Source organism: Hymenobacter sp. BT559, from assembly GCF_016427535.1.
Classification (GTDB): domain Bacteria; phylum Bacteroidota; class Bacteroidia; order Cytophagales; family Hymenobacteraceae; genus Hymenobacter.
The window spans coordinates 543033-566283 of sequence record NZ_JAELXV010000003.1; the positions used below are offsets into that span (position 1 = coordinate 543033).

Annotated in this window: 20 protein-coding genes; 9 read left to right on the top strand and 11 right to left on the bottom strand. The window is 56.1% G+C overall.

Features of this window, described 5'->3' with window-relative positions:
* Positions 1-12 precede the first annotated feature (12 nt).
* The 3 genes from JAO77_RS13055 to JAO77_RS13065 form a co-directional block, all read right to left on the bottom strand.
* Positions 13-2355, bottom strand: a complete 2343-nt coding sequence (locus tag JAO77_RS13055) for a GumC family protein (protein WP_198990808.1) — start codon at positions 2353-2355, stop codon at positions 13-15.
* Between the two features lie 15 nt (positions 2356-2370).
* Positions 2371-3147 (bottom strand): polysaccharide biosynthesis/export family protein, encoded by a 777-nt coding sequence (locus JAO77_RS13060; RefSeq protein ID WP_198990809.1) that lies wholly within the window; start codon positions 3145-3147, stop codon positions 2371-2373.
* A gap of 740 nt (positions 3148-3887) precedes the next feature.
* Positions 3888-4571 (bottom strand): sugar transferase, encoded by a 684-nt coding sequence (locus JAO77_RS13065; protein ID WP_198990810.1) that lies wholly within the window; start codon positions 4569-4571, stop codon positions 3888-3890.
* A 760-nt stretch (positions 4572-5331) separates the two neighbouring features.
* On the opposite strand from JAO77_RS13065, the gene JAO77_RS13070 reads away from it, so the two are divergent.
* From JAO77_RS13070 to JAO77_RS13080, 3 genes are all read left to right on the top strand, one after another.
* Positions 5332-5619 carry a hypothetical protein gene (locus tag JAO77_RS13070; RefSeq protein ID WP_198990811.1) on the top strand — a complete coding sequence of 96 codons (288 nt, stop codon included), beginning with the start codon at positions 5332-5334 and terminating at the stop codon, positions 5617-5619.
* Between the two features lie 218 nt (positions 5620-5837).
* Positions 5838-6818, top strand: a complete 981-nt coding sequence (locus JAO77_RS13075; RefSeq protein WP_198990812.1) for an aldo/keto reductase — start codon at positions 5838-5840, stop codon at positions 6816-6818.
* Between the two features lie 162 nt (positions 6819-6980).
* Positions 6981-7541, top strand: a complete 561-nt coding sequence (locus tag JAO77_RS13080) for a DUF4136 domain-containing protein (protein ID WP_198990813.1) — start codon at positions 6981-6983, stop codon at positions 7539-7541.
* 15 nt (positions 7542-7556) lie between these two features.
* On the opposite strand, the gene JAO77_RS13085 is transcribed toward JAO77_RS13080, so the two are convergent.
* The 4 genes from JAO77_RS13085 to JAO77_RS13100 all read right to left on the bottom strand — a co-directional run bounded on the left by JAO77_RS13085 (position 7557) and on the right by JAO77_RS13100 (position 11506).
* Positions 7557-8705, bottom strand: a complete 1149-nt coding sequence (locus JAO77_RS13085) for a Gfo/Idh/MocA family protein (RefSeq protein ID WP_198990814.1) — start codon at positions 8703-8705, stop codon at positions 7557-7559.
* A gap of 81 nt (positions 8706-8786) precedes the next feature.
* Positions 8787-9659 (bottom strand): hypothetical protein, encoded by an 873-nt coding sequence (locus tag JAO77_RS13090; RefSeq protein WP_198990815.1) that lies wholly within the window; start codon positions 9657-9659, stop codon positions 8787-8789.
* A gap of 96 nt (positions 9660-9755) precedes the next feature.
* The gene (locus tag JAO77_RS13095) at positions 9756-10226 is read right to left on the bottom strand and encodes a c-type cytochrome (RefSeq protein ID WP_198990816.1); all 471 of its coding nucleotides are present in this window, start codon (positions 10224-10226) and stop codon (positions 9756-9758) included.
* The gene (locus tag JAO77_RS13100; protein WP_198990817.1) at positions 10223-11506 is read right to left on the bottom strand and encodes a PQQ-dependent sugar dehydrogenase; all 1284 of its coding nucleotides are present in this window, start codon (positions 11504-11506) and stop codon (positions 10223-10225) included. Before JAO77_RS13100 ends, JAO77_RS13095 begins: the two co-directional genes overlap by 4 nt.
* A 120-nt stretch (positions 11507-11626) precedes the next feature.
* Here JAO77_RS13100 and JAO77_RS13105 point away from each other — a divergent pair, with 120 nt between their 5' ends.
* A complete protein-coding gene (locus JAO77_RS13105; protein ID WP_198990818.1) occupies positions 11627-12394 on the top strand; it encodes an alpha/beta fold hydrolase in 768 nt (255 codons plus the stop codon).
* Position 12395: 1 nt separating this feature from the next.
* On the opposite strand, the gene JAO77_RS13110 is transcribed toward JAO77_RS13105, so the two are convergent.
* Positions 12396-13103 (bottom strand): energy transducer TonB, encoded by a 708-nt coding sequence (locus JAO77_RS13110; RefSeq protein ID WP_198990819.1) that lies wholly within the window; start codon positions 13101-13103, stop codon positions 12396-12398.
* A gap of 221 nt (positions 13104-13324) precedes the next feature.
* Here JAO77_RS13110 and JAO77_RS13115 point away from each other — a divergent pair, with 221 nt between their 5' ends.
* The 4 genes from JAO77_RS13115 to JAO77_RS13130 all read left to right on the top strand — a co-directional run bounded on the left by JAO77_RS13115 (position 13325) and on the right by JAO77_RS13130 (position 17727).
* A complete protein-coding gene (locus JAO77_RS13115) occupies positions 13325-14209 on the top strand; it encodes a transporter (RefSeq protein ID WP_198990820.1) in 885 nt (294 codons plus the stop codon).
* Between the two features lie 205 nt (positions 14210-14414).
* Positions 14415-15941 (top strand): DUF1800 domain-containing protein, encoded by a 1527-nt coding sequence (locus JAO77_RS13120; RefSeq protein ID WP_198990821.1) that lies wholly within the window; start codon positions 14415-14417, stop codon positions 15939-15941.
* Between the two features lie 56 nt (positions 15942-15997).
* Positions 15998-17224: a DUF1501 domain-containing protein gene (locus JAO77_RS13125; RefSeq protein WP_198990822.1), complete on the top strand. Its 1227-nt coding sequence runs from the start codon at positions 15998-16000 to the stop codon at positions 17222-17224.
* Between the two features lie 128 nt (positions 17225-17352).
* Positions 17353-17727, top strand: coding sequence for an SPW repeat domain-containing protein (locus JAO77_RS13130; protein ID WP_198990823.1), 375 nt, complete (start codon positions 17353-17355; stop codon positions 17725-17727).
* A 98-nt stretch (positions 17728-17825) separates the two neighbouring features.
* On the opposite strand, the gene JAO77_RS13135 is transcribed toward JAO77_RS13130, so the two are convergent.
* From JAO77_RS13135 to JAO77_RS13145, 3 genes are all read right to left on the bottom strand, one after another.
* Positions 17826-18662 carry a hypothetical protein gene (locus JAO77_RS13135; protein WP_370550196.1) on the bottom strand — a complete coding sequence of 279 codons (837 nt, stop codon included), beginning with the start codon at positions 18660-18662 and terminating at the stop codon, positions 17826-17828.
* A 98-nt stretch (positions 18663-18760) separates the two neighbouring features.
* Positions 18761-21370: a lamin tail domain-containing protein gene (locus JAO77_RS13140; protein WP_198990824.1), complete on the bottom strand. Its 2610-nt coding sequence runs from the start codon at positions 21368-21370 to the stop codon at positions 18761-18763.
* A gap of 165 nt (positions 21371-21535) precedes the next feature.
* Positions 21536-21928 (bottom strand): VOC family protein, encoded by a 393-nt coding sequence (locus tag JAO77_RS13145; protein ID WP_198990825.1) that lies wholly within the window; start codon positions 21926-21928, stop codon positions 21536-21538.
* Positions 21929-22221: 293 nt separating this feature from the next.
* Between JAO77_RS13145 and JAO77_RS13150 the strand changes: the two genes are divergently transcribed.
* A complete protein-coding gene (locus JAO77_RS13150; protein WP_198990826.1) occupies positions 22222-23214 on the top strand; it encodes an aspartate-semialdehyde dehydrogenase in 993 nt (330 codons plus the stop codon).
* The last annotated feature ends 37 nt before the right edge of the window (positions 23215-23251 follow it).

Here is a 23251-nt window from a genome sequence, read left to right on the forward strand (position 1 = left end):
ACTATGCCTTATTTAGATAGTCGCTCGGCTGAATAGCCGTTTCTTCTGATTGATTTCTTCGCCGTACCCATACCCATATCCATTCTTTGTGTCAACGGACACGTCGTTTAGAACAATCAGCGGATTGGGTAGCTTGCCGCTTTTCAAAATACTATCGACAATGTCAAGCTGTTTTTTAAGCGTAAACCGGCTCCGCACTACGTAGATAGTTTGGTTAATATAGCTGCTCAGTGTAAAGGCATCTGCTACCTTGCCAACGGGCGCCGTATCGATGATGATGTAGTCGAAGGCCTCGCGCAACTCATGCAGCAAATAGCCCATCTTTGGAGACATCATCAGCTCGGCTGGGTTAGCTACCTGCTGACCAGCTCCAATAACGAACAATCCATCAACTTGGGGTACAGGCTGCAATAAGCTGTCAATGGCTGTCTGCTGCGATTGGAGATAATCGGTGAGGCCAAATTGCGTAGACATATCTAGCATTTGCAGCAGGGCAGGCTGCCGCAAATCCATTTCCAGCACTGCCACGCGCTTACCCGATAGCACTAGGGTAGCTCCTAGGTTTAGGCTGATAAAGGTCTTGCCTTCTCGGCTCATACTAGAAGTGACCAGAATCACTTTCTCGTCGGGGTTATTGGCTGCAAAGTGTAAGTTGGTGCGAATCAAACGGAACATCTCTGCTAAGCCGCTTCGGTTTCCCCTGGTCATCACCAGCGGACCTTGGTTGTTGCGAGATAGCTCGCCAATAATGGGCGTGATAGTGTGGTGTTCAACGTCATGCCGATTCTCTACTTTTTCATTGAGCAGGCCCTTCGCATACACGCTGCCAAAAGGGACTAGTAATCCTACCAGTAAGGCAGCCAAGTATACAATCTGCTTGCTAGGCCGGATAGGATAGTCGGTGCTGATGGCCGAATCAACGATGCGGGTATTAGCTACCGTGCCGGCCAGAGACAAGCCAGCTTCTTCCCGCTTTTGCAGTAGGTAGAGATAGAGCTTCTGCTTAGTTTCCTGCTGACGATTGATATCTTGTAACTGCCGCTCTAGTAGGGGCACTTGCTGAATGCGTGACTTAAATTGACCCGAATTGGCGCGTAGGTTGTTGCTAGTGATTAGCAAACCATTTTTGATGTTGCGCAAATTTTCTAGGATGTTGGTTTGCAAGTTGGCAAGCTGCTGGTCAATGTTCACGACCAGTGGGTTACTGAGTTCCGTGGTGCGGAGCATGCGCTCGCGCTCCAACTGCAATTCATTGAATTTGGCTATTAGTGCCGCTAGGGTAGGGTCTTGAATACCTAGGGCGCTAGGAACAAGCTTGTATTGGCTGCCATTCTTGGTCAGATAATTTTCTATCGACTTGAGAACGTTGATTTGGATGGTCCAGTCCGATAACTTCTTATTATAGTCGCTAGCTTGCTCTAAATAATTAGAGGCCTGTACTGACATATCGGTAACCTCATTTCGGCTCTTATACTGCTCTACCTTTTTCTCTACACCAGTAAGTTCATTAGTTAGAAACTTCAGGCGCTCATCTAAGAACTGAATGGTATTAGTAGCCGTCTGGTTTTTATCTTCCAAGGCTTCTTGGTTATATACCTCCACTAGCTTGTTGATGATGTCGCGGCCGCGCTCTGGAATGGCGTCCGCCATGCTTACTTTCACCACAGTAGCATCCTTGCTCACCGGCGCTATTAGGATGCTCTGCCGATAATTGTTGGCTATCGTCTTAGGGTTATGCAGGCCCACCAGCAATTGGCTATTTGCATAATTGGCGAGCAACTGCGCATTGCTATCGGCCACAATCGTAAAGTCGGCGTAGGGCCGTTTTATTTGCTGGCCGAAGCTATAAGAAGTGCGTTTGCCGTTTTCCTCTAAATCAAAAGCCGTACCCTTACCAAGGTTCAGCAGAAAATCCTGGTTAGTAATCTCTGGGCTAAGTCTGTCTACTACTATTTTAATAGGCAATTGCTTGCCGTATAGCTCAGTGTTGCGAAATTTCCCCTTTGTGTGGTAAGTAATATTAAGCCCTAAGGCTTGCGTTACTCTTTCCATCAGGCTGATGGATTCCAATATTTCTATTTCATTATTTAAATTCTTTGAGCTAGCAAAGAGATTCAAATTAAAAGACTCGTCGGCCGATGTAGCTCCTGGCTTGTCATCTTTGATAAGAAGCGAGCTAGTAATGGAATACTCTGGTACCGCGTAGTATTTTAGGTAAGCATAGGCAGAGCCTAGGCAAAGAGCCAAGCTTAAAGCAAACCAGTACCAATACTTAGTATATTGTGCCAGTAGCTGGCCAATATCCTTATGATTTTGCTTCTCCGAAGCTAACGGAAATAATTCTTTATTATTCATAGCTATTATGATGACTTACTTTAAAACAGATATGAATATACTTATTACCGATAGGGCAGTCAGTACGATAGGTAGGTAGAAGGATTGAGTGCTCGATTGCAGCGCGCGGCTACCCGATGGCTCTACATACACGATATCGTTTTGATGGAGATAGAAGAGAGGTGAGCTCAGGGTATTTTTATCGGCTAGGTTAATTCTGGAAGTAGTTCTAACCCCGTCCTTTTCTCTAATTACCAAAACGTTCTCGCGCTTGCCGTAAGGCGTCATATCTCCGGCTAGGCTAAGTGCTTCCAAAATATTAATCCGTTCGCTCACCACATTAAAGCTTGATGGGCGGGTAACCTCACCCATCACCGTAATTTTGAAGTTCAGGAAACGGATATTAATGATTGGATTCTTGACGAAATTTTTAAGAGCAGCAGTGAGCTTTTCACTTGCCTGCGCTTTTGTAAGGCCACCAACAGCGATAGAGCCTATGACTGGAAAGTTGATATTGCCATCTTTATCCACTAGATAGCCTTCGCTACTGCGAGTGGGGGTAGTAGACTGTACACCGCTGCCAGCCGTCGCTAATACCCCATTATTGAATAGGATATTAGACTCAGGATTTAGACTGCTGACAGTTATAGATAACACGTCGCTCGGCTGAATTTGCGATTCCTCTATCGCTCCAATAGGAGTTCGAAAATCTCCTTTTTCGTCAAGATTCCTGAAATATGATAGCTTTTTACTGGATGTACAGGAAAAAACAAAAACTAACAGTATGTATGGAAGAATATGCGTGAAGCGCATGTATTTTCAGAAAAAAGGTAGAAGAACATCTTCGTAGAATAACATACTGATGGTATACTATTCGAATTGAAGAAAGCTATTGCAACAACAAATATAGCAGTTGAAGCATCTGTTATAATCAAATTGATAGATTAATGCCAAAAAAATGCAATAAATCTTTATAAAATCAACTTCTATAATTAATAACCTCTTAACTAGGTTTCTTGCATTTATTATCTGAATAATTTATAGTGCCACTTTTCTTTTTATGAGAAGTAGCTCTTTATTTTATCTCATTAATCTTGAGTTGATAGTATTACTAGAAATTTTATTTAGTGTCTGATGTCGGCATCATATTAACCTGTGCATGGTGCTAATTAGTAAGGCTTATAGCTGTGTATGTGCAAATCAGTATTTGAACCTTCCCAATTGAGTAAGCGCTTACTCAGTTAAATCAGATTTATCAATCGTGTATATATCGAATTGTTGTATGGTGTAGAATAGGTGTGCAGTGCTATTAGTGACGCATGGTAAAGACGTCGATTATCAGATGTAATACATTTTTGAGCCATTAATGCTAGCCCAGCTTAAATGTGTTCCGGGCCGACACTAGCTCAGAACAAGATAGCTTAGAGCTACTAGCTTTTAGCAATCGCATTTTTGGGTGCAATTACTTAATAAGTAGCACTGATGATTAGAGTCTTATGCTCGTTGTTTCCGCATGCGGTTCGCTGACTAGCAAGTCGATAATGAAGTAAGGCTTAAAAAGCGTTGTCGCTTCCTCTCAGCATTTGAACGAATGTTAGCGCAATAATTTTTAGGTCTAGTAGGAAGGACCAGTTATGCAAATAGTGAATATCAAAAGTGAACCGCTGCTTGATAGCCTCTGGACCATTAATCTCGCCTCTGCAACCAGATACTTGTGCCAGGCCAGTGATACCCGGCTTGACCATATGGCGGTCCATGAAGCTGTTAACAGTTTTTGAGTAGTCCTCAGTGTGCCGTATCATATGTGGTCGTGGTCCAACGATAGACATTTCCATGCGAAGCACATTGAAAAACTGAGGGAGTTCGTCCAGGCTAGTTTTACGCATAAATGCCCCTAGCTTAGTAATACGAGCATCACCTCTTCTAGCTTGTTGCGTGTCCGAGTCTTCGTTGAGATACATGCTCCTAAACTTAAAGCAATAGAAAGGCTTGCCATTCTTGCCAGTTCTTAATTGCTTAAAAAATACTGGGCCCCTTGATTCAGCTTTTATAAGCAGAGCAATAATAGGAACCAACCAGCTCAATAATAGAATAAGTACTGCGCTTGCGATGAATAAGTCAAGTACCTGCTTGCGTAAGGAAGGCTTAGTCGCAATGCGTGGTTTCACTAATATTATCTGAGTATTAGATGGTACTTTTCCAAGTAGAGAAGCAGAGTTGTCTGTTATTGTAATCATAATGAGGAAGGGTTAGAAAAGTGCTTTCCATGCACATCTTATCAATTATACAGGTATATGTTGTGTTTATCAAAGTAATTGGGGTAAATGAATATGAAATATGAGAAAATTACAATAATTATGGCTATTATTTTGACTTTGTCCTTATTTAATTAGATAATATAAGTTTCATGTCAACTACTATGTTATGATAAAGTGAACAGTATCATCTTTTGTGTTTATTTAATAAGCCAGGTTGAGCGTAAATCCGCTTAATCTGGGTGGGAAATAGGTATTGCGAGATTTAGAAGCAACTACTGAGGTGTTGGGTTGAATAGTGTGACCTTGGGGTGCCACTATCGGGTAAGTAAGGAAAGTGAAACAGATATGGGAAAGTGTGGAGAATAGATACGGTGAGTGAGTACTAACTGAGTGGATATAGAGCGTGATAGTTATGTAGATGCACATCCTTTTCGGTATGGGAGCAAGGTTGTGGTTAGTCCTATGTTTGGTTTATATTTAAAAGAAACTTTTGAGCTGATTTATCTAAATTGCAGTGGCTCATTAGAATAAAGAAGCGGCTCATTTTATTGAAATAGGCTGGAATCTAGATTATTGATTACCTATGTGTCTAGCTAAAAAGCTGCTTTGAATAAATAAGTTGGATGAATCTGTAACGAGCGTATGTATTACTGTTGAAAAAGAAAACAATAACATATTTGTCGGTATGATAAAACTTTTGTTGTTTTGCATTATTAACTCATAAAAGATTCTTCTTCTGATGGCAGTAGACCTCGCCCAATTACAACAAGTGCTGGATAATGCGCAAAAAGCAGATGCTTTCAAAGCGGATGTTAAAAGAGCGTTGCGTAAAGTATCCTCCTTGGTAGTCAACTTACAAAGCGCATTGGAAGAGGCTGAAGCTCTACTGAGCGACGATTACATTCCTACCGTAAAAGAGCGTAAAGCTCGTACACCGCGCGAAGCAGTAGAAGTTGATGCTGAAGCGCCGTATGGCAGAAAAAAAGACGGTACACCTAAAAGCAAGCCTGGTCGCTCTAAGGAATAAATACTAGGTATTAAAAACAGCCACCTATTAGAAGAGCACTTAGCAAATGCTAAGTGCTCTTCTAATAGGTGGCTGTTTTTATAAAGTCAAATGAAGGCAGGTATTACGTTTGATAGTAAAGGCAGATAGCCCAGCGTAGCTTGATTAACGCCATCTAGGCGACATGGCCGTATACAGGTACTGAACTATCTGGTCTGCTTGCGGCGGCCTGCTACGCTATGGAATTTACTCGATTGGGGGCCACGGGCCTGCACGTTTCTAAAATATGCCTGGGCACCATGACCTACGGCACACCTACTGACCGCTGGCCCTGGGCTTTGAATGAGGAGCAGAGCCGGCCCTTTATTCAGAAAGCGCTGGAATTGGGTATCAACTTCTTCGATACGGCCGATGTGTACTCAAACGGCGCTAGTGAGGAAGTAGTGGGCCGAGCCCTGCGCGACTTTGCTAAGCGTGATGAAGTAGTGCTGGCTACGAAGGTATTTAACCCCATGGGGCCGGGGCCCAACCAAAAGGGACTATCGCGCAAGCACATTATGAGCGCTATCGACGCGAGTTTGCAGCGCCTAGGTACCGATTATGTGGACTTGTATCAGATACACCGCTGGGACTACGATACGCCCATTGAGGAAACGCTGGAGGCCCTACACGACGTGGTGAAGGCCGGCAAGGCGCGCTATATTGGGGCCTCGTCGATGTACGCGTGGCAATTTGCGCAGGCGCTGTACCTAGCTGATAAGCACGGCTGGACGCGCTTTGTGAGTATGCAGCCGCACTACAACTTGGTGTACCGTGAGGAAGAGCGCGAGATGCTGCCGCTGTGCCAGAACCAGGGCATTGGCGTGATTCCGTGGTCGCCGCTGGCGCGGGGGCTGCTCACGGGTGGGCGTAGCAAGGCGCGCAACGAGACGGAGCGCGCTAAAACGGATGCTTTTGGGAAAAGCCTTTATGGCCGTGACGACGATTTTGCGGTGGCCGACCGCGTGACGGAGATTGCCCAAGAGCGGGGTTTGCCCAATGCGCAAATAGCGCTGGCTTGGATGCTCTCGAAGCCCGCAATTACGGCGCCCATTGTGGGGGGCAGCAAGCCCGGCCACCTCGAAGATGCCGTGGCGGCTATCGACGTGAAACTGAGCGCCGACGAGATAAAGCGTCTGGAGGAACCGTACCAGCCGCACCCGGTGCTGGGCTTTTCGTAGACCTAAGAGTGCTAATTGATTGAACCAAAAGGCCCAGCCCGTGCGAGTAATCACTGCACAGGCTGGGCCTTTTGCCGCTGGGCTTGGTAGACGGTATCCCTAGAGCAGCCGTATAAGCTATTGACTTGCACTACACTCGTGAACTTCTTGCTTATGCGCGCCTTGCCAACTTCTCTAAAACTGCCGTTGCTGGCCCTAGCATTCAGCTTGGCGGCCTGCTCTACCAACGAGCGACTGGCGCAGGTAGACCAGAAAACGGGTATCAACTTCGCTACCTATAAAACCTATGGCTTTATGGACGCAGTGGCCCGCAACGACTCGGCATTTCAGAACTCGGGCACCGGTATTTTTGACCTGAAGCGGGCGGTAACGGCTGAGATGACGCGCCGCGGCTTTCAGCAGGCCGAGCAGCCCGACTTGTGGGTGAACATCGGCATCGTGACGCAACAGAAAATCCAGACGCGGGAAACCAACTTTCGATTTGATGGTGCGCCCCAGTACATTGGGCAGCGGCGCTACCACTGGGATGCACGCGATATACCGGTGGGCCAGTACCAGGAAGGTACCGCCACCATTGATATTGTAGATGCCGCCCGCAAGGAGCAGGTGTGGCAGGGCACCACGACCAGCATTTTGTCGCGCAAACCTATCAAATCGGCTAAGCAGATTGATAAGGCAGTGGCTACCATGTTCGAGCAATTTCCGGTAGCGCCGCGCAACTAAGCGGCCCTAGGTAGCTTAGCGGGCGTTGGTACGGTCGATAAGCTTCTGCACATCGGTGGTGGCTACTTTCTGGCCAGTTTCGGCAGCACGGTAAATAGCTAGTAGCAACTGCACATCGCGCAAGCCCATTTCGCCGGGCACGCGGGTGGGCTTATTGTGTAGCACACAGTCGGCAAAGTCGTCCATTTGGGCGGCTTGTTGGTTGATGTTAGGCAGGTCGAGCTTGCCATCGTTTTTGCTGGTACTGCCTGCCAGACCGCCGTAGCCGAAGGCCGGCTGCAGCTCAAACCAGCCATTAGCCGCCTCGGCGCGTAGGCGACCGGCCAGGTTTTCGGCGTAGCTGGTGTGGCAATCGGCCGTGGAGCCATCGGCAAATTGTAACTGCCACTTGAGGCCCGCTTCCACATCCTTAAAGAGCTGCGTGTCGGTCTTAGGGTCGAACTTGGCCGTGACCGCAATGGGTACCTGGCCTTTGGTATAAATGCAGCCTTGCAGGCTGTAAATGCCCATGTCCATGAGCGGCCCGCCGCCCGCCAGCGCCTTATCCACGCGCCACGGCGTGTCGTTGCCGAACCGAAAGCCGTTGTCGGACACCAAGTGCTTGAGCGGTCCGTAGGCCTGGGTTTGCCCTAGGTGCATCATGGCTTGGTTGTGCGGCTCGAAGTGCAGTCGGTAGCCGATGCTCAGTTTTTTGCCGGCTTTCTGACTAGCGGCTATCATGCGGCGGGCGTCGGCCACGGTGGTAGCCATCGGCTTTTCGCAAATGACGTGCTTGCCAGCCTGCGCGGCGCGCACCGCGTACTCGGCGTGTAAGGCATTGGGCGTCACCACGTACACGATATCAATATCCGGGTTGTCCGCAATGCGGTCAAAGGTTTTGTAATCGTAGATATTCTTATCGGCGAGCTGGTACTGCTGCTTCCACTTAGCTGCTTTTTCGGGCGAGCCCGTGACGATGCCCGCCAGGCGGCAGAGCTTGGTTTGCTGCAAGGCCGGCGCCAGTTGGCCGCTGCTATACTTGCCTAGGCCCAGCAGTGCCACCCCCAGCTTGCGCTCGGGTGGCGCTGCCAGAAGGCTGGGGGCTAATAAAGTAGCGCCAGCGCCTAGCGAGAGGGTCCGGAGAAATTCGCGGCGCGAGGCGGCCGAAGCGGCAAAGTCAGTCATGGTGAGGAAATGGAGTAGACTACCGCTTACCTTGAACCATGCCAGCAGGTTATGTTGAGCTTACCGCTGCTAGGCGCCCGCCTAGTCGCCCACATACTCCACATTGCGTGGGGGCAGTAGGCGGCGGGTGAGGTCGTCGAGGCGCCCTAGGGTGCTGCGCACGTGTTGCTTGATGGGAAACGCCTTGAAATCAAGAGTGTCGAGCGCAGCCAGGTCCTCGGCCAAGGTTCGGTTTTGTAAGTGCGAAGTCAGCAAAAAGCGGCCGATGAGTTCACTCCACATTTCCTTGGTGCTCCAGTAATGGCCGATGTAGGGCCGGGCTGGCTGTAAGCCGTAGGTTTCGGCCAGCGCCACCGACAGCGCAAACTGCTCGATGAGCCGGGGCGTGACTTGGCGGCGGCATAGGTCGTCGCAGATACCTAGGGCCAGCGCAATGGCCTCTTGGTTGCGCTGAGCCGGTACGCCCACAGCACCCGCATTCCACATGGCGTGCTGCGCCGTAATAGCCACGCCCCCAAACGACTGCCCTTGCACCTGCTGCCACATGCGGCGCTCGGTCTTGCTGGGCAACTGCGACAGCAGGCCCTCGGGCTCGTGCATTAGGGCTTGGCCGGTGCCTAGGTGCTGCCGCAGAGCAGGCAGCGAGCCATAGAGAAAGGTATCGGTATCGAGGTAAAGCAGCGGCAACTCGGGGAACTGCCGCGCCGCCAGTTCCAAGGCCTTGATTTTAACCCGCCAGAAGAACTTGAACTCGCCTTCCCACTCGCGCAGCGTGGCCGCCTCCACCACCTGCACCGCGATAGCGTCGCCTAGGTGCCGGTAAAAGTCCGGCGCATCGGTCATCACCGTGATGCGCAAGTCGCCTTGCCCTTGTCGCAAAAACGTGAGGATAGAAAAATGCGCCTGAAAGTGGTTCTGGATGTTGGTGCCAAACACCAGATAAAGCAGTTGCATACGCGCCGGGCGGGGTAGGGAGGCCCAAAAATACGGCGCCCCGAGTAGGCTGCTGCTAAGCGCAGCAATCCACTCGGGGCGCCTGTGTTTGATATATTACTTGAGAGTAGCGCGCACAGCTTTTACCTCGGCTACCTGCACAGCGCTGGCTTTGTTGCCGAAGCTATTGCGGACATAGGTGAGCACGTCGGCAATCTGCTGGTCGGTGAGGTGGGCCTGGGCGGGCATTGGTTGCTTGTACTCCTCCCCATCAATTTCGATGTGCTCGGCCAGGCCGGCCAGCACGATGTGCGACAGGCGCGCTTTGTCGCCGAGCACGTACTGGGTTTTAATGAGGGGCGGGTTGATGGGAGGCAAGCCGCCGCCATCGGCCTGGTGGCAGGTGATGCACACGTTTTTGTACACCACGGCGCCCCGCGTGAGCGACGCTGCCAAGGCGGGGTCGGCGGCGGTTTTAGCCGAAGCTTTAGCTGGCGCCTTAGCAGCAGGGCGGTGCTGGGCTTGCAGCGTAAGGCCCGCGCAGGCTAGTAGGGCGATACCTAGGAAAAATTGCTTGCTGAAAATCATTTTTTGGCGTTGTACACAATGCGGTAAATAGTGCCCTTCGAGTCGTCGCTGACATAAAGCGAGCCATCGGGACCCTGGGCGAGGCCGCAGGGGCGGTGGTCGGCGCGGCCCGAAGCGGTTTTCTCGGCCGAGCCCGAGAAGTTATCGGCAAATACCTCCCACTGACCGCTAGGCTTGCCATCCTTGAAGGGCTGGAAGGCCACCATGTAGCCAGCCTGTGGCTCGGGGGCACGGTTCCAAGAGCCGTGGAAGGCGATGAAGGCGCCATTGCGGTACTTGGCCGGGAACATATTGCCGGTGTAAAACAGTAGGCCGTTGGGCGCCATGTGGGCGGGGTAGGCAGCGGCGGGCTTGAGGTAGTCGCCCTTGGCGGGCGTTTTGCCATCGCCGCCGTACTCGGGGCCCTGCATTACTTCCTTGCGCTGGGGGTCGTAGTAGATATAAGGCCAGCCGGCATTAGAGCCCTTGCTGAGGGCGTACATGCACTCGGCGGGCAGCGTGGCCGACTGCTGGTCGGTGTAGAGGGCAGGCCAGTTGTCGTGCAGTTGGTCGCGGCCGTGCTGCATCACAAAGAGCTGGTTGTCTTGCGGGTTCCAGTCGAGGCCCACCACATTGCGCAGGCCGGTGGCGTAGCGGGTGCCCTGGGCGTAGCGCTGGTTGAGCTGGCTGGCTTTGAACTGCCAGATGCCGCCCGCCGAGTCTAGGATGGGGCAATTGGGAATGCCTTTCGAGCCGCGGGTGCGGTCTTGCTCCTGGCAAGCGTTGGCGTAGGCGCCTACGTTCACATACAGGTTGTTATCGTTGTCGAGCACGATGGATTTTGACTCGTGCTGGCTGCCTACTTTGAGGCCGCGTACCAGTAGCTCGCCCTTGGTGGGGTCTACTACCTCGCCGCGCTCGTCGAGCTTGTAGCGGTATACGTCGTGGTCGGAGGAGGCATAGAGGTAGCCGCTCTTTACGTACATGCCCGTGCCGCCGTAGTCGCCAAAGCCGCTGGTTACGGAGGCTTTACCGGTGGGCTGGCTGTGCAGCACCAAAATGCCCTTGCCATCTTTCACCCGGTTGAGCTTCACGTAGATAACGCCCTGCGGGGTAATAGCGATATGGCGAGCTTTACCGCCGGTTTCGGCTACTTTGAGGGCACCGAAGCCCGCGGGCAGCTTCAGGCCGGCGTTGTCGGGGTCGGGCGCCACGCGTACGTTGGTTTGGCTGGCGTAGAGCAACGCGCTGCCCGCAAGGGCGGCCGTGCCGAGCAAAAGGCGGGAATAGGTAAAATTCATAGGAACAAAGAAAGAAAAAACAGAAGTAGAAACGGGTGGCTTGCCTTGCTGCCAACTGCGAAGAAGGACGTAAGGTTGCGGCCCCTGGCTGCGCCTGCGCCTAGGTGGCTATTTTTGCTTATGCCCACTGCCCAGCCCACTGTTGTTTTCTTGCACGGCTTTGCCGAAAGCCGCGAAGTTTGGACCGAATTTACTCGTCCTTTTCCGGCTGCTTACCGCCTGCTGGCGCCCAACCTGCTGGGCCACGGCACTAGTTTGGCCCCGGTGCCCGACTTCTCGATGGAGGCCCAGGCGCGCTACGTGATTGAGCACTTAGGGCGCCGCAATGCCACCGAGCCGGTGCTGCTAGTGGGCCACAGCATGGGCGGCTACGTGGCCCTGGCCGTGGCCCAGCGCTACCCCGAGCGCGTAGCGGGCTTGGCGCTCATCAACTCCACGGCCTACGCCGACACCGACGAGAAGCGCCAGAACCGCGAGAAGAACATTGGCTTTGTGGAGCGCCATGGTGTAGACAAGTTCATGGACAGCTTCGTGCGCCCGCTCTTCGCGCCCGCCAACCGCGACCGCCTGCCCGAGGCCCGCGCCCTGCTCGAAGACATCGGCAAGGCTACGCCCGAAACCACGCTGGTGGGCGGCCTGCGCGGCATGGCCGCCCGGCCCGACCGCACGGCCGTGCTGCGCGCCGCCCGCTTTCCGGTGCTGGTGGTGGCCGGCAAGCACGACGTAGCCGTGCCCCTGGCCGACTCGGTAGCCCAGGCAGCCCTGGCCCCGGTGGGCACCGGGCTGTTTTTGGAAGGTAGCGGCCACCTCTCGTACCTCGAGCAGCCAGAGGCTACGCGCCGGGCGGTACTGGCGCTGGCTAGTGCCGTGTTTGAGACACAGCCCTAGGTTACATAATCCTCAAATTGATAGGGGCTATGTAAGCTACGCGCACCGGCCGGCCCTGGTGGCGCGGCGGGGTGGTGGCGTTAGGTAGCGTTTGCAGCGCGCGCAGGGCTTCGGCATCGATGCTATAACTCAGGCTGCCCACCACGCGGCGCTGCTCGATGGCACCGGTTTCGCTTACCTCGTAGTATAGGTAGACTGTGCCTTGCACCCCATTGCGAAGGTCTTGGGCAGGGTAGCGAAAGCTCCGCTGGATATAGTCAATGGCCGCATCGGCAGCACCACGCGGAACGCGGGAACTGGTTGCGAAGGGAAAAACTGGCTTCTCATCGCTGTAAAGCAGGGGGAGCGGCGCGGCAACTGGCCCAAACGTAAGCGGTAGTATCATGGTCGGAGCCACCTCATTAGCCGGGTCAGGGTTTAGTTGCCACGGTGGCAGTTGGCTGAGCAGCTTTTGAGCGCTAGCCTGCGCGTCTTTGTTGCGAGCCAGTGCCCGTGCGGGGGCCGAATCGGATACTATATAGGAAGCTTTGCTAGGCACGCCATCCTTATTCAGGTCCAGCTTCAAAAACAATTGACCTCGTAGCTCCGGGTTAGCCTGCTGCTGCACACGGCTCAGTAGCGCGCGCAGCGAGTCGGGGCCGCTTACAAAGCGCGGCTCACCAGCGGGCGACTTTTGGGCCCAGGCTGCCGGTCCGGCCAATGACAGCACTGCAATTAGAACCGGAGCAACTGGCCGTAGCAAGTGCGAAAAAAGCGGCGCATAGGAAAAGCGAGGGTGAGAGTAGCTGACGGTAAATATAGAAGCTGCTGCGTCTGAGTAAGTACTGGCCTGACTGGTTTTGGGCTAAGCCCGTTTCTGCCCGCCATAACAGTTCAGGTGCAGGCCCGCCCTAGGTAGCTGCCACCGCCTTTTCTGCGTACTTGCCGCCCATGAAGCAATTTATTACCCTAGTAATCGTGCTGCTGGCAGGCCTGCCCTTGGCCGGTTGGGCACAATCCAGCGACGACAACCACCCCAAGTTTCCGAGCCCCTACGACTCAGCGCATTTTAGCTGGCGCAAGCCCGTGCCGCGCAACCGCCTGCGCCCCCTGCGGCCCGACCGCCCCGGCACCACCGAAAGCCCCTTTACCGTTGACGCCGGCCATTTTCAACTTGAAACCGACCTGGGGCGCCTCATCAACGAGCCCGGTTCGGAAGACGACCCGCAGAAGCGTACCTGGCGCGCCGCCTACGCCCTCGTGAAGCTTGGGCTGAGCCGCAAAACGGATTTGCAGGTTGAGCTGCCTTTTTATGCCGCCCAAAAGCAGCGGCCCGACGACGCTAGCGAGTGGGAAAACCAGCGCGGCTTTGGCGACGTGGCTGTGCGCCTCAAACACAACTTTTTGGGCGACGACCAGGAGGGCCCATTAGCCGCCAGCATAATTGGCTTTGTGCGGCTGCCCACCGGCGCTACGGGCGTCAGCAATGCCCGGCCCGAATACGGCATTGTGCTGCCCGTTGACATAGAGATAGGCAAGACCTATAACTTGGAAGCTCAGTTCGAAAGTGACCTTGATTACGACCCCGAAGAAGGCCAGCGCTACGTGCGCCTCATGCCCTCGGTGGCGCTCGACCGGCAGTTTGGCGAGAAGCTAGGTTTGCTCGTGGAGGGCGCTTTTCCCTGGAACAGCGAGCAGCACCGCTGGCACGCACAGCTCAACGTGGCGCCGACCTTCAACGTGACCGACAATTTTCAGCTTGATGCGGGCACCCACATTGCCCTCAATGGCCGCACCCAGCGCGAATATTTCGTGGGTTTGACGGTGCGGTACTAGAGCGGTTATTAGATTGAAGGATTGTCGTTAAAAGGCGTGAAGACGCAATACTTTGCGTCTCATATTGTTGAGCAATCGCACTCTAACACCAGCCGCAACGTATTGCGTCTCTACGCTCTGCACACGAGTTTGGGAATGCTTTAGGTAGCCGGCGCTGGGCGTGCAGTAAATTAAACCTCTGCACTCGCCTTGCATCTTACCCGGCATGAACTCGCAGCAGCTTCAGCACTTGTATTGGCGCGCCGGCTTTGGCCCGCGCCCCGCCGATATTGCCGCCGGCCTCAGCCCAGCTAAGGCTTTGCGCCAGCTCCTGCGCGAGGCTGAGTCCTACACGCCCATCGAGGGCCCAGCTTTGCACTACGCCGACCCTCTAGGAGCCGTGATGGCTGTGCAGCCTCCGGCGCCTGTCATGGCTGGAGCCGCAATGGCCGCCGAGCTGCCGCTGCTGAGCCCGCGCACGGGGGCGCTGCCCGCGGGTCGGCCTGCCGCACCGGTGCTGCGCCGCCGCGACCTCACGCCCGAGCAGCGCAAGCAGCAAAACGAAGGCATTCGCGACGCTTTTGCGGCCATGAGCACTGCCTGGATGGAGCGCATGGCCACCGGCCCCGGCCAACTGCGCGAGAAGATGGCGCTGTTCTGGCACGGGCATTTTGCCTGCCGCACGCGCCGGCCCGACGACAGCTTGCAGCTGCTCAACACTATTCGCCAGCACGCCCTAGGTCGGTTTTCGGACCTGCTGCTGGCCGTGAGCCGCGAGCCGGCCATGCTGCAATTCCTGAATAATCAGCAGAATAAAAAAGAGCACCCCAACGAGAACTTCGCCCGGGAGGTGATGGAGCTATTTACTTTGGGCCGGGGCAACTACTCCGAAGCCGACGTGAAGGAGGCCGCCCGCGCCTTCACCGGCTGGAGCTATGATGGGCAAAACAACTTCGTGTTTCGGGTGCGCCAGCACGACGATGGGCCCAAGAACTTTTTAGGCCACATCGGTAACCTAGGCGGCGAAGACGTGCTGGCCATCATCATGCAGCAGCCAGCGGCTGCCACGTTTCTGGTCACCAAGATGTACCGCTTCTTCGTCAACGACGTGCCCAATCCGGCGCACATTGAGCCGCTAGCCGCGGCCTTTCGGCGCAGCCACTACGACATTGCCGACCTGGCCGAGCGGCTGTTTTCGGCCCCTTGGTTTTATGACGCAACCAACGTGGGCGTGCGCATCAAGTCGCCGGTCGAGTTGATTGCCGGCCTGCGCCGCACCCTAGGCGTGCAGGTCGATAATGTACAGCCGCTGCTGGGCTACCAGAAGGCGCTGGGCCAAACGCTATTTATGCCGCCCAACGTGGCCGGCTGGCCCGGCGGCCGCAACTGGATAGATTCGTCGTCGCTGCTGCTGCGCTTGCAGCTGCCGGCCATTCTGTTCAAGAACGCCGAGTTTGCGGTGCGCCTCAAGGACGACGAAAACGATATCACACCCCAAACCACCGGCAAGGAGCGCACCGTGCGCAACACCGTGGGCGCCCGCCTGCCGCTGGCCGCGCTGCAGCAGCTGCTAGGTGGCAGCAGCGCGGCCGAGCAGCCCCGGCAGCTGGCGCAGCACTTGCTGCAAGTACCCATACGCCCCGAAAACCTGGCCCTGGTGCAGCAAGCCGCCGCCCAAGCCACCACACCCGAGGAGCAGCTACGTACCACGCTTATCAGCTTGCTGAGCTTGCCCGAGTATCAATTGAGTTGATAAAAACGTCTGTCATGCAGCGCGCAGCGAAGCATGACCTTTTGAAACAAGCCTTTATGCAACGCCGCCACTTTCTGCAATCGTCTGCCTTAGCCAGCTCCCTGCTGCTGGTGCCCAAATTTTTGCACGCCCTCGACCGGCCCGAAACCCGGCTGGCGGCACAGCTGCGCGATGCGCCTACTGACAAAGCGCGCCGCCTCATCGTGGTGCAGCTCAGCGGCGGCAACGATGGGTTGAATACCATCATCCCATATCGCAACGACTTGTACTACAAGGCGCGGCCTACGCTGGCGCTCAAGCAGGCCGAGGGCATCTTGCCCCTCAGCGACGACCTAGGGCTGCACCCCCGCATGACCGGCCTCAAAGCCCTCTACGACCAGGGCCAGCTGGCCGTGCTCAATGCCGTGGGCTACCCCAACCCCGACCGCTCGCACTTCCGCTCCATGGACATCTGGCAAACCGGCTCGGGTTCGGACCAGCTGCTGACTACCGGCTGGCTCGGCCGCTACCTCGATAGCAGCTGCGCGGGCTGCGCCTTGCCCTACCAAGCTCTAGAAGTAGACGACACGCTCAGCCTGGCCCTCAAAGGCCAGCTGCGCAAAGGGCTGGCGGTGAAGACGCCCAGCAAGTTTCACCAGCTCACTCAGAGCCGCTACCTCAGCCAGCTAAGCCAGGAGGCGGCGCCAGCCGCGGCCACCTCCGAGCTCGACTACCTCTACAAAACGCTGGCCGAAACGGCATCGTCGGCCGACTACCTCTACCAAAAGTCGAAGGTGCACACCAGCACCGCCACCTACCCCAACACCGACCTAGGGCGCAACCTCAAGACCACGGCCGAGCTGATTACCTCGGGCGTCGAGTCGCGGGTGTACTACTTGGCGCTTAGCGGTTTCGATACCCACGTGCGGCAGCACGAGCAGCAAGGCCGCCTGCTGGGCGAGCTCTCGGATGGCCTGACCGCGCTGGCCGCCGACTTGCAAAAGAGCGGCGAGTGGGCCAATACTTTGGTGATGGTATTCAGCGAGTTTGGGCGGCGCGTGATCCAGAATGCCAGCAACGGCACTGACCACGGCACCGCCAACAACGTGTTTCTGCTCAGCGGCGCCCTGCGCAAGCCCGGCCTGCTCAACGCCCCCGCCAGTCTGGCCGACCTCGACCAAGGCGACCTGCGCTACCAAGTTGATTTTCGCAGCCTCTACGCCAGTATTTTATCCGACTGGCTCGGGGCCGATGATAAACTAGTGCTTGGCCCTGGCATCGAGCGCCTTGCGGGCCTAGTATGAGGAGATAGCTCCTAGGTGATACAGTCGGGGTAATTTATTGTAAAGCAGCGCTGTAATGCAAGCTGGGCTATATCCTTGCCCAGGGCGGCCCGTATCTACGGCCACTTCACCCCCTTACCTCTCCTGCTATGAAGCCCATTTCCCCAGCCGTGCACGGCATTCTCGACTACATGACTTGCGCGTTTTTTGCGGCAGCTCCCAGCCTCTTCGGCCTCGGCGGGGCCTATGCCACGGTGTGCTACATCTTGGCGGGTGGCTACCTGGTTATCTCGCTGCTTACCAACATGCCCCTAGGTCTGTTTAAGGCTATTCCTTTCTGGCTGCATGGCAAGCTAGAGCTAGTGAGCGGGCCCGTGTTCATTGCCTCGCCTTGGCTGTTTGGCTTCGCCGAAAATACCACGGCCCGCAACCTGTTTGTGGGCGCAGGTATCGTGTTTTTGCTGGTGTATTCGCTCACGCAGTGGTACCCGCAAGACCGCACTGCCAACGTAGCGCACGCTTAAATAGTTAATTATCAGTTGTTAATGATTAATTAGTCAGGCGAGCACGGTAGACGCCCTCCGGCTAATTAATCATTAACAACTGACAATTAACCATTGACCTACAGCGGCACGTTGAAGCCGAGGGCGCAGGTAAGCTGGGCCGAGCCAAAGCGGTGCGTCACCAGCGTTTGGCGGTCGTAGCCGATGCGCGAGTTGGTGTAGTTGGCGAAGGCGCCTTGCATGTCGGACTGCAAAAAGAAGTACCGAAAAACCTCAAAGCGCAGGCCCGCGCTGGCGCCCGCGACCCAGCCTTCGTAGCGAAAGGGCCCTTCGGAGTGGCTCGTGAAAATCGACGCAATGGTGTAGGTAATCATGGGGCCGCCGCCCACTTTACCGATGGCGCTCAGGGCCAAGTGCTTGCCCATGAGCAGGCGCTGCCGCTTCACGAGGTTCACCATCAGATAGTTGTTGCCGTTGGTGTGCTGCAAGTGCACAAAGTCGGGCGTCACGAGCGTGTCGCGGTCGAAACGAAAGCCCCGAATCTGGCCCGCCGCCCGCATTACTTGGTTGTCATCGACCACGTACTTGAGGTGGTTCCAGGCTATTTCGATACCTAGGTCGTGCTTGTCGCCAAACATATAGCCCACCGTGGCGTCGTACTGCGGCACGGTCAGGTTGCTGGGCTTCCAGAAGTCGCTCATGCTCATGTGGTCGTGCGCCTTCGCGTCGTGAAACGTGAAGTCGAAGTCATCGGTCGTGCTATTGCGAAACCGGATGTCGGAGCGCGTGTACCAGTCGCGGTTGTAGCCCCAGCTGAAATACAGTGCGCCGCGGTGGCGGCCAAGGGAGAGTTGTTGGGTGGCGGGGCCGGGGGCATCTGGCTGGGTGGCAGGCCGGGCGGCCAGCGGCGTTGTCAGGCTGAAAGCAGCACCGGCAAAAAGAGTAAAAAGCTTCACGTAAGAGTGGTGGAGGCGAAATAGCGGCCTGTCTGCCTAAGCAGACAGAAATGCGGAGCTTATATTTTAAACTCCGCACTAAATAGGTTTTAGCTGAGCTATAACCGGGCGCCAACCACCACTGTTTTCTTGTATTCGCGGCGCTCGCCACCACTGGGCCTAAACAGCTCGACGTGAATGATGTAGTAACCCACGGCGGCCTTGCGGCCATTGTCGTCGGTGCCATCCCACTGCACGGTGCCGGTGGTGGGTAGGCTCTCATTGCGCAGCAGGCGGCGCGTGAGGCGACCTAGGGCATCGTACACCGTCACGGAGCCTACGTAGCCGGGCTGGTCGAGCTCGTAGGTCAGAGTCGTAAAATCTTGCTGGCCATCATCGTCGGGCGTAAACAGCTCGGGCGTGAGCGTCAGCTCCTGGCCGCCCCCGGCGGCATCTTGGGTCTGCGAGTTGAGGCGGCCGGGCGTGGCGTAGCCCACTGTGCTGGCCGCCGAGTGGAAATTGCTCGCTAAGCTAGGCCCCGCCGCCCTAATGCGTTCCAAGCTCACGCCAGCCTGGGTGCTCAGCAGCGGCAATTGCTGGCTTTTGTCGTAGGCGTAGTGGTCAAGCTCTTGGCTGGTTGCATCGTAGAGGTACACCGTGCCCGCGCTGTTGTCGAGGGCCGGAAAGCCCGCCACGGCCAGCAGCGCCGCCGCGTCGCTGCTAGTCGGGTACTGCGCCTGCAAAATGCCAGGGTCGCTGGTGAGCGCTACCAGCTGGCCCGGCGCCAGCACGTAGGCCGCCGCGGGGCTGATAATGCAGGTACCTAGGCCGGTAGCTTTCTGCGTAGCCAGTTGGTAGCCTTGTAGGTTGAGGTAGCGCGCCGAGCGGTTAAGCAGCTCCACAAAATACACCCCGCCCGAGCGATGGTTGAACAGTATCTCGTTCACTACCAAGTCGCCGGGCAGCGCCGCCTCGGGCAGCGCAAAGCCTGCCGAGGCCAGCGCGCCGCTGGCATTGCCGGCGCAGTCGGTGGCGCGAGTCACGGCCACGGTTACCGGCTGGCTGGGCTGCAAGGAGGCACCTAGGAGCAAGTCTACAGCCCGGAAGTCAGGTCCTACGGGCGCAGCCTGGCGCACACCTAGGGCCGTACCTGCGCTACTTTGCAGGGTATATAAGGCTAGATTGGCTGCCGCGGTGCTGTCTAACTTTTCGCCGAAGTGCAGGCGCACGGTGCTGGCTGTCAGCGCGACAGCGCGCAGCAGGGTAGGGGGTGTGCGGTCGGGGCTGGCAGTGGCCACGCTGTTGCGGCGGGCGGGGGTGCCGCCGCTGGCATCTTGGCTGGCCTGCCAGTTGTCGGTACCGCCGCAGTAGGTACTGGGGTCGCGCATTTCGAGAGTCCAGCCGCCGTTTTTCTTGCGTTGGTCGCGATACCAGTCGTCGGTATAAGCCACTTCGAAGAGGGTAGTGCCCGTGCGGCCGCGCAGCACGAGCTGGTCGCCAGTGTTGCTGAGCGCCGGGAAGTTGCTGACCCCGTATACCTTACCATACGGCGCGAACTGCGCAGCGCGAGTGGTGCCGCACACTACGGCGTACTGGCCCGGCAGCAGCTGGGCGGTGTCGGGCAGCGCGGTGGCGGTCGAGCTACCAGTCTTCAGCAGGCGCACGCCTCGCAAACTCAAAATTTTGCTGGCGGTGTTATTGTAAATCTCCACAAACTCCGACGCCGGCAGGCCCACGGCGGGCGTTTCGCGGGCCATAATCTCGGTAATGAGCAGCTCGCCTATCCTAGGCGCCACCGGCACCCCGCCAAACGTAGCCGTGAGCGGCTCAGCGGCCACGTTGCCGTAGGGGTCAGCTAGTTGGCGCACTTCTAGGGTATTCCTACTGGCGAAATCCTGCCCGAAGGTGAGGCGCACCACGGCGGGGTTCAGGGCCGATACCTGGGCCGTAGTAGGCACCGCGCCCGTAGCCAGCCGGTAGCGGTCCGGCTGCGCGGCCGCGGCGGGGTCCACAGCTTCGTTGAACACTACATCAACTGTGCGGGCGTCGAGCGGCGCGGCCCGCGTGAGCAGCGGCGCCGTGGCATCGGTCACGTTAAAGTCGTCGAAGTAAAAGTTCTTGCTGTTGGCCGCCGAATACAGCAGCGACACGCCCACCACGGCACTGCGCTGGTGCGTGTTGTCGATAGGTTGGCTGGCCTCAGCCATAAAATTGCGGCCGCCGCCTAGATCGCGCTCTAGCTTCCACTGGCCTTGCAGCGAGCGCGTTACGCGCACGCGCACCACGTTGTTGGTTGAGGAGCCTAGGGTGCCGTTTTGGCCATCAATAACCAAGACGGCCGCCTTGGCCGAGTCCTTGCGAAAGAGGCTTACTTCGTCGTCGGTGCCGCCCAGGCGCACGAAGTAGCCTTTAGTGGCAGGGCTTTTGAGGTCAGCCTGCGAGGCCAGCAGCCACACATCGGCTAGGTTGCCCGAAGAAGTGGCCAACTTCAGGTTAGCCCAAAACTCCCAGGTGGTGCCGGTACTGGCTTGGCAAGGTGTGGCTAGCTGCAGCTGGGTGCCCGTGGTAGCGGGGCCGTTGCTTTGCAGCACTTGGCTGGCCACGCTGAAGCTGGCCGCGTCGCCGCTCCAGGTAGGGTTCTGCGTGAAGTTGCCGTCGGCAAACGTCTCGGCGAGCTGCGCGAAGGCCGCCAGCGGCAACAGGAAAAATAGAAATAATAAGTACTTCATTAATAGGGTCACCTAGATAGATAACCCTAAATAAATTCCTAGCAGCCAAACGGCAACGCCAAATTGGCGAAAGTCATTTCGATAAGCTGCTGAAAAAAGGCAAGCGAGCAATCTGACTGTTTAACAGTTAGATTGCTCGCTTGTCTTCATCCTATTCACTCGTGCTTAAGCCATATAAAACTCCCACTGAATGCGGTCGGGGTCCTTAAAAGCCACGTACTGCTTGGGTTGAACAGTATCCGTTTTTATACCCGTATTTTCGACGCCGGCCGCCTGCAAGGCGTCGGCTACGCGGTGCAGTTCGGCCTCGTCTTCGCAGGCAATGGCAATGTGGTCGAGGCCTACATTGAAGGGCGTGAAGGTGCCGCCGCCGGGGTACGTTGGCTCCGCTTTTTTGAAGCCGAGGAACAAGGAGCCGACCTGGAAGCCCAGTATCTCGGGCGTTTCGAGGGCGATTGGCAAGCCTAGCAGGTCGTGATAAAACGCCTTGGCGCGGGCAAAATCGGAAGTGCGCAGGGCTACGTGCGAGAGGCCCTTGGTCTTTGGCTGAATGGCCATAAGTAGTTGGCTGGTTTGGTGATGGAGTGAGTAAATAGCTTGGCGAGAAATAATAGCTGTCCTGCCGAGCAGAGTGCAGTATAACAGCTACTATTTCTTCTAAAACCTCAACGGTTAATCTGCAACTTTGGCTGGCCTGCGTGGCGAATAGTTTGCGCCACCTAGGGCCGCAACTACCTAAGGCTGATTTCCAAACCCGGCAACTCACCAGCTAACCACTTTTATCCCGACATTTGCCCCGCACCGGCCGGCGCGACGCCGCCCGTTTAACGTGCTGACTAACTGTTACCCTCATGAAAATTGCCGTTGTGGGTGCCACCGGGCTGGTGGGCACCGAAATGCTGAAGGTGCTCGCCGAGCGCCAGTTTCCGGTTACTGAATTGCTGCCCGTGGCCTCGGCCAAATCGGTGGGCCAGCTGGTTCATTTCCAAGGCAAAGACTACCCTGTGGTGAGCATGGAAGACGCCATCACGGCGCGCCCGGCCATTGCCATTTTCTCGGCCGGCGGCGGCGTGTCGCTGGAGTTCGCGCCCAAGTTTGCCGAGGTCGGCACCGTGGTAGTCGATAACTCGTCGGCCTGGCGCATGGACCCCAGCAAGAAGCTGGTAGTGCCCGAGGTGAACGCCCACGAGCTGACCAAGGACGATAAAATTATCGCCAACCCCAACTGCTCGACTATTCAGATGGTGGTAGCGCTTAACGACTTGCACAAAAAGTACAAGGCTGAGCGCATTGTGGTGAGCACCTACCAGAGCGTGACCGGCACCGGCAAAAAAGCCGTGGACCAACTGATGGAGGAGCGCGCCGGCCAGCCGGCCAGCAACCCCGCCTACGCCCACCCCATCGACCTGAACGTGCTGCCCCACATCGACGTGTTTCAGCCGAACGGCTACACCAAGGAGGAGCTGAAAATGGTGAACGAGACCAAGAAAATCATGAGCGACGACAGCATCCGTGTCACTGCTACTTGCGTGCGCGTGCCCGTCATGGGCGGCCACTCCGAGTCGGTGAATGTGGAGTTTGCGCAGGATTTTGACCTCGACGAGGTGCGCGACGTGCTGCGCCAGACGGACGGCGTGGAGCTAGTAGACGACGTGCAAAACAACAACTACCCCATGCCCAAAGATAGCCACGGCCGCGACGCTGTGCTGGTGGGCCGCCTGCGCCGCGACGACACCCAGCCCAACACCCTTAACATGTGGATTGTGGCTGACAACCTGCGCAAAGGCGCCGCCACCAATGCCGTGCAAATTGCCGAGTATCTGGTAGCCAACGGCCTAGTGTAAACTGAACTGAAAATCATGAAAGCCCCTGTGTTTCGTT

Coding starts and splice junctions, on each gene's coding strand:
- JAO77_RS13055 (WP_198990808.1), bottom strand. CDS start 2,355: ATGAATAATAAAGAATTATTTCCGTTAGCTTCGGAGAAGCAAAATCAT.
- JAO77_RS13060 (WP_198990809.1), bottom strand. CDS start 3,147: ATGCGCTTCACGCATATTCTTCCATACATACTGTTAGTTTTTGTTTTT.
- JAO77_RS13065 (WP_198990810.1), bottom strand. CDS start 4,571: ATGATTACAATAACAGACAACTCTGCTTCTCTACTTGGAAAAGTACCA.
- JAO77_RS13070 (WP_198990811.1), top strand. CDS start 5,332: ATGGCAGTAGACCTCGCCCAATTACAACAAGTGCTGGATAATGCGCAA.
- JAO77_RS13075 (WP_198990812.1), top strand. CDS start 5,838: ATGGAATTTACTCGATTGGGGGCCACGGGCCTGCACGTTTCTAAAATA.
- JAO77_RS13085 (WP_198990814.1), bottom strand. CDS start 8,705: ATGACTGACTTTGCCGCTTCGGCCGCCTCGCGCCGCGAATTTCTCCGG.
- JAO77_RS13090 (WP_198990815.1), bottom strand. CDS start 9,659: ATGCAACTGCTTTATCTGGTGTTTGGCACCAACATCCAGAACCACTTT.
- JAO77_RS13095 (WP_198990816.1), bottom strand. CDS start 10,226: ATGATTTTCAGCAAGCAATTTTTCCTAGGTATCGCCCTACTAGCCTGC.
- JAO77_RS13100 (WP_198990817.1), bottom strand. CDS start 11,506: ATGAATTTTACCTATTCCCGCCTTTTGCTCGGCACGGCCGCCCTTGCG.
- JAO77_RS13105 (WP_198990818.1), top strand. CDS start 11,627: ATGCCCACTGCCCAGCCCACTGTTGTTTTCTTGCACGGCTTTGCCGAA.
- JAO77_RS13115 (WP_198990820.1), top strand. CDS start 13,325: ATGAAGCAATTTATTACCCTAGTAATCGTGCTGCTGGCAGGCCTGCCC.
- JAO77_RS13120 (WP_198990821.1), top strand. CDS start 14,415: ATGAACTCGCAGCAGCTTCAGCACTTGTATTGGCGCGCCGGCTTTGGC.
- JAO77_RS13125 (WP_198990822.1), top strand. CDS start 15,998: ATGCAACGCCGCCACTTTCTGCAATCGTCTGCCTTAGCCAGCTCCCTG.
- JAO77_RS13130 (WP_198990823.1), top strand. CDS start 17,353: ATGAAGCCCATTTCCCCAGCCGTGCACGGCATTCTCGACTACATGACT.
- JAO77_RS13140 (WP_198990824.1), bottom strand. CDS start 21,370: ATGAAGTACTTATTATTTCTATTTTTCCTGTTGCCGCTGGCGGCCTTC.
- JAO77_RS13145 (WP_198990825.1), bottom strand. CDS start 21,928: ATGGCCATTCAGCCAAAGACCAAGGGCCTCTCGCACGTAGCCCTGCGC.
- JAO77_RS13150 (WP_198990826.1), top strand. CDS start 22,222: ATGAAAATTGCCGTTGTGGGTGCCACCGGGCTGGTGGGCACCGAAATG.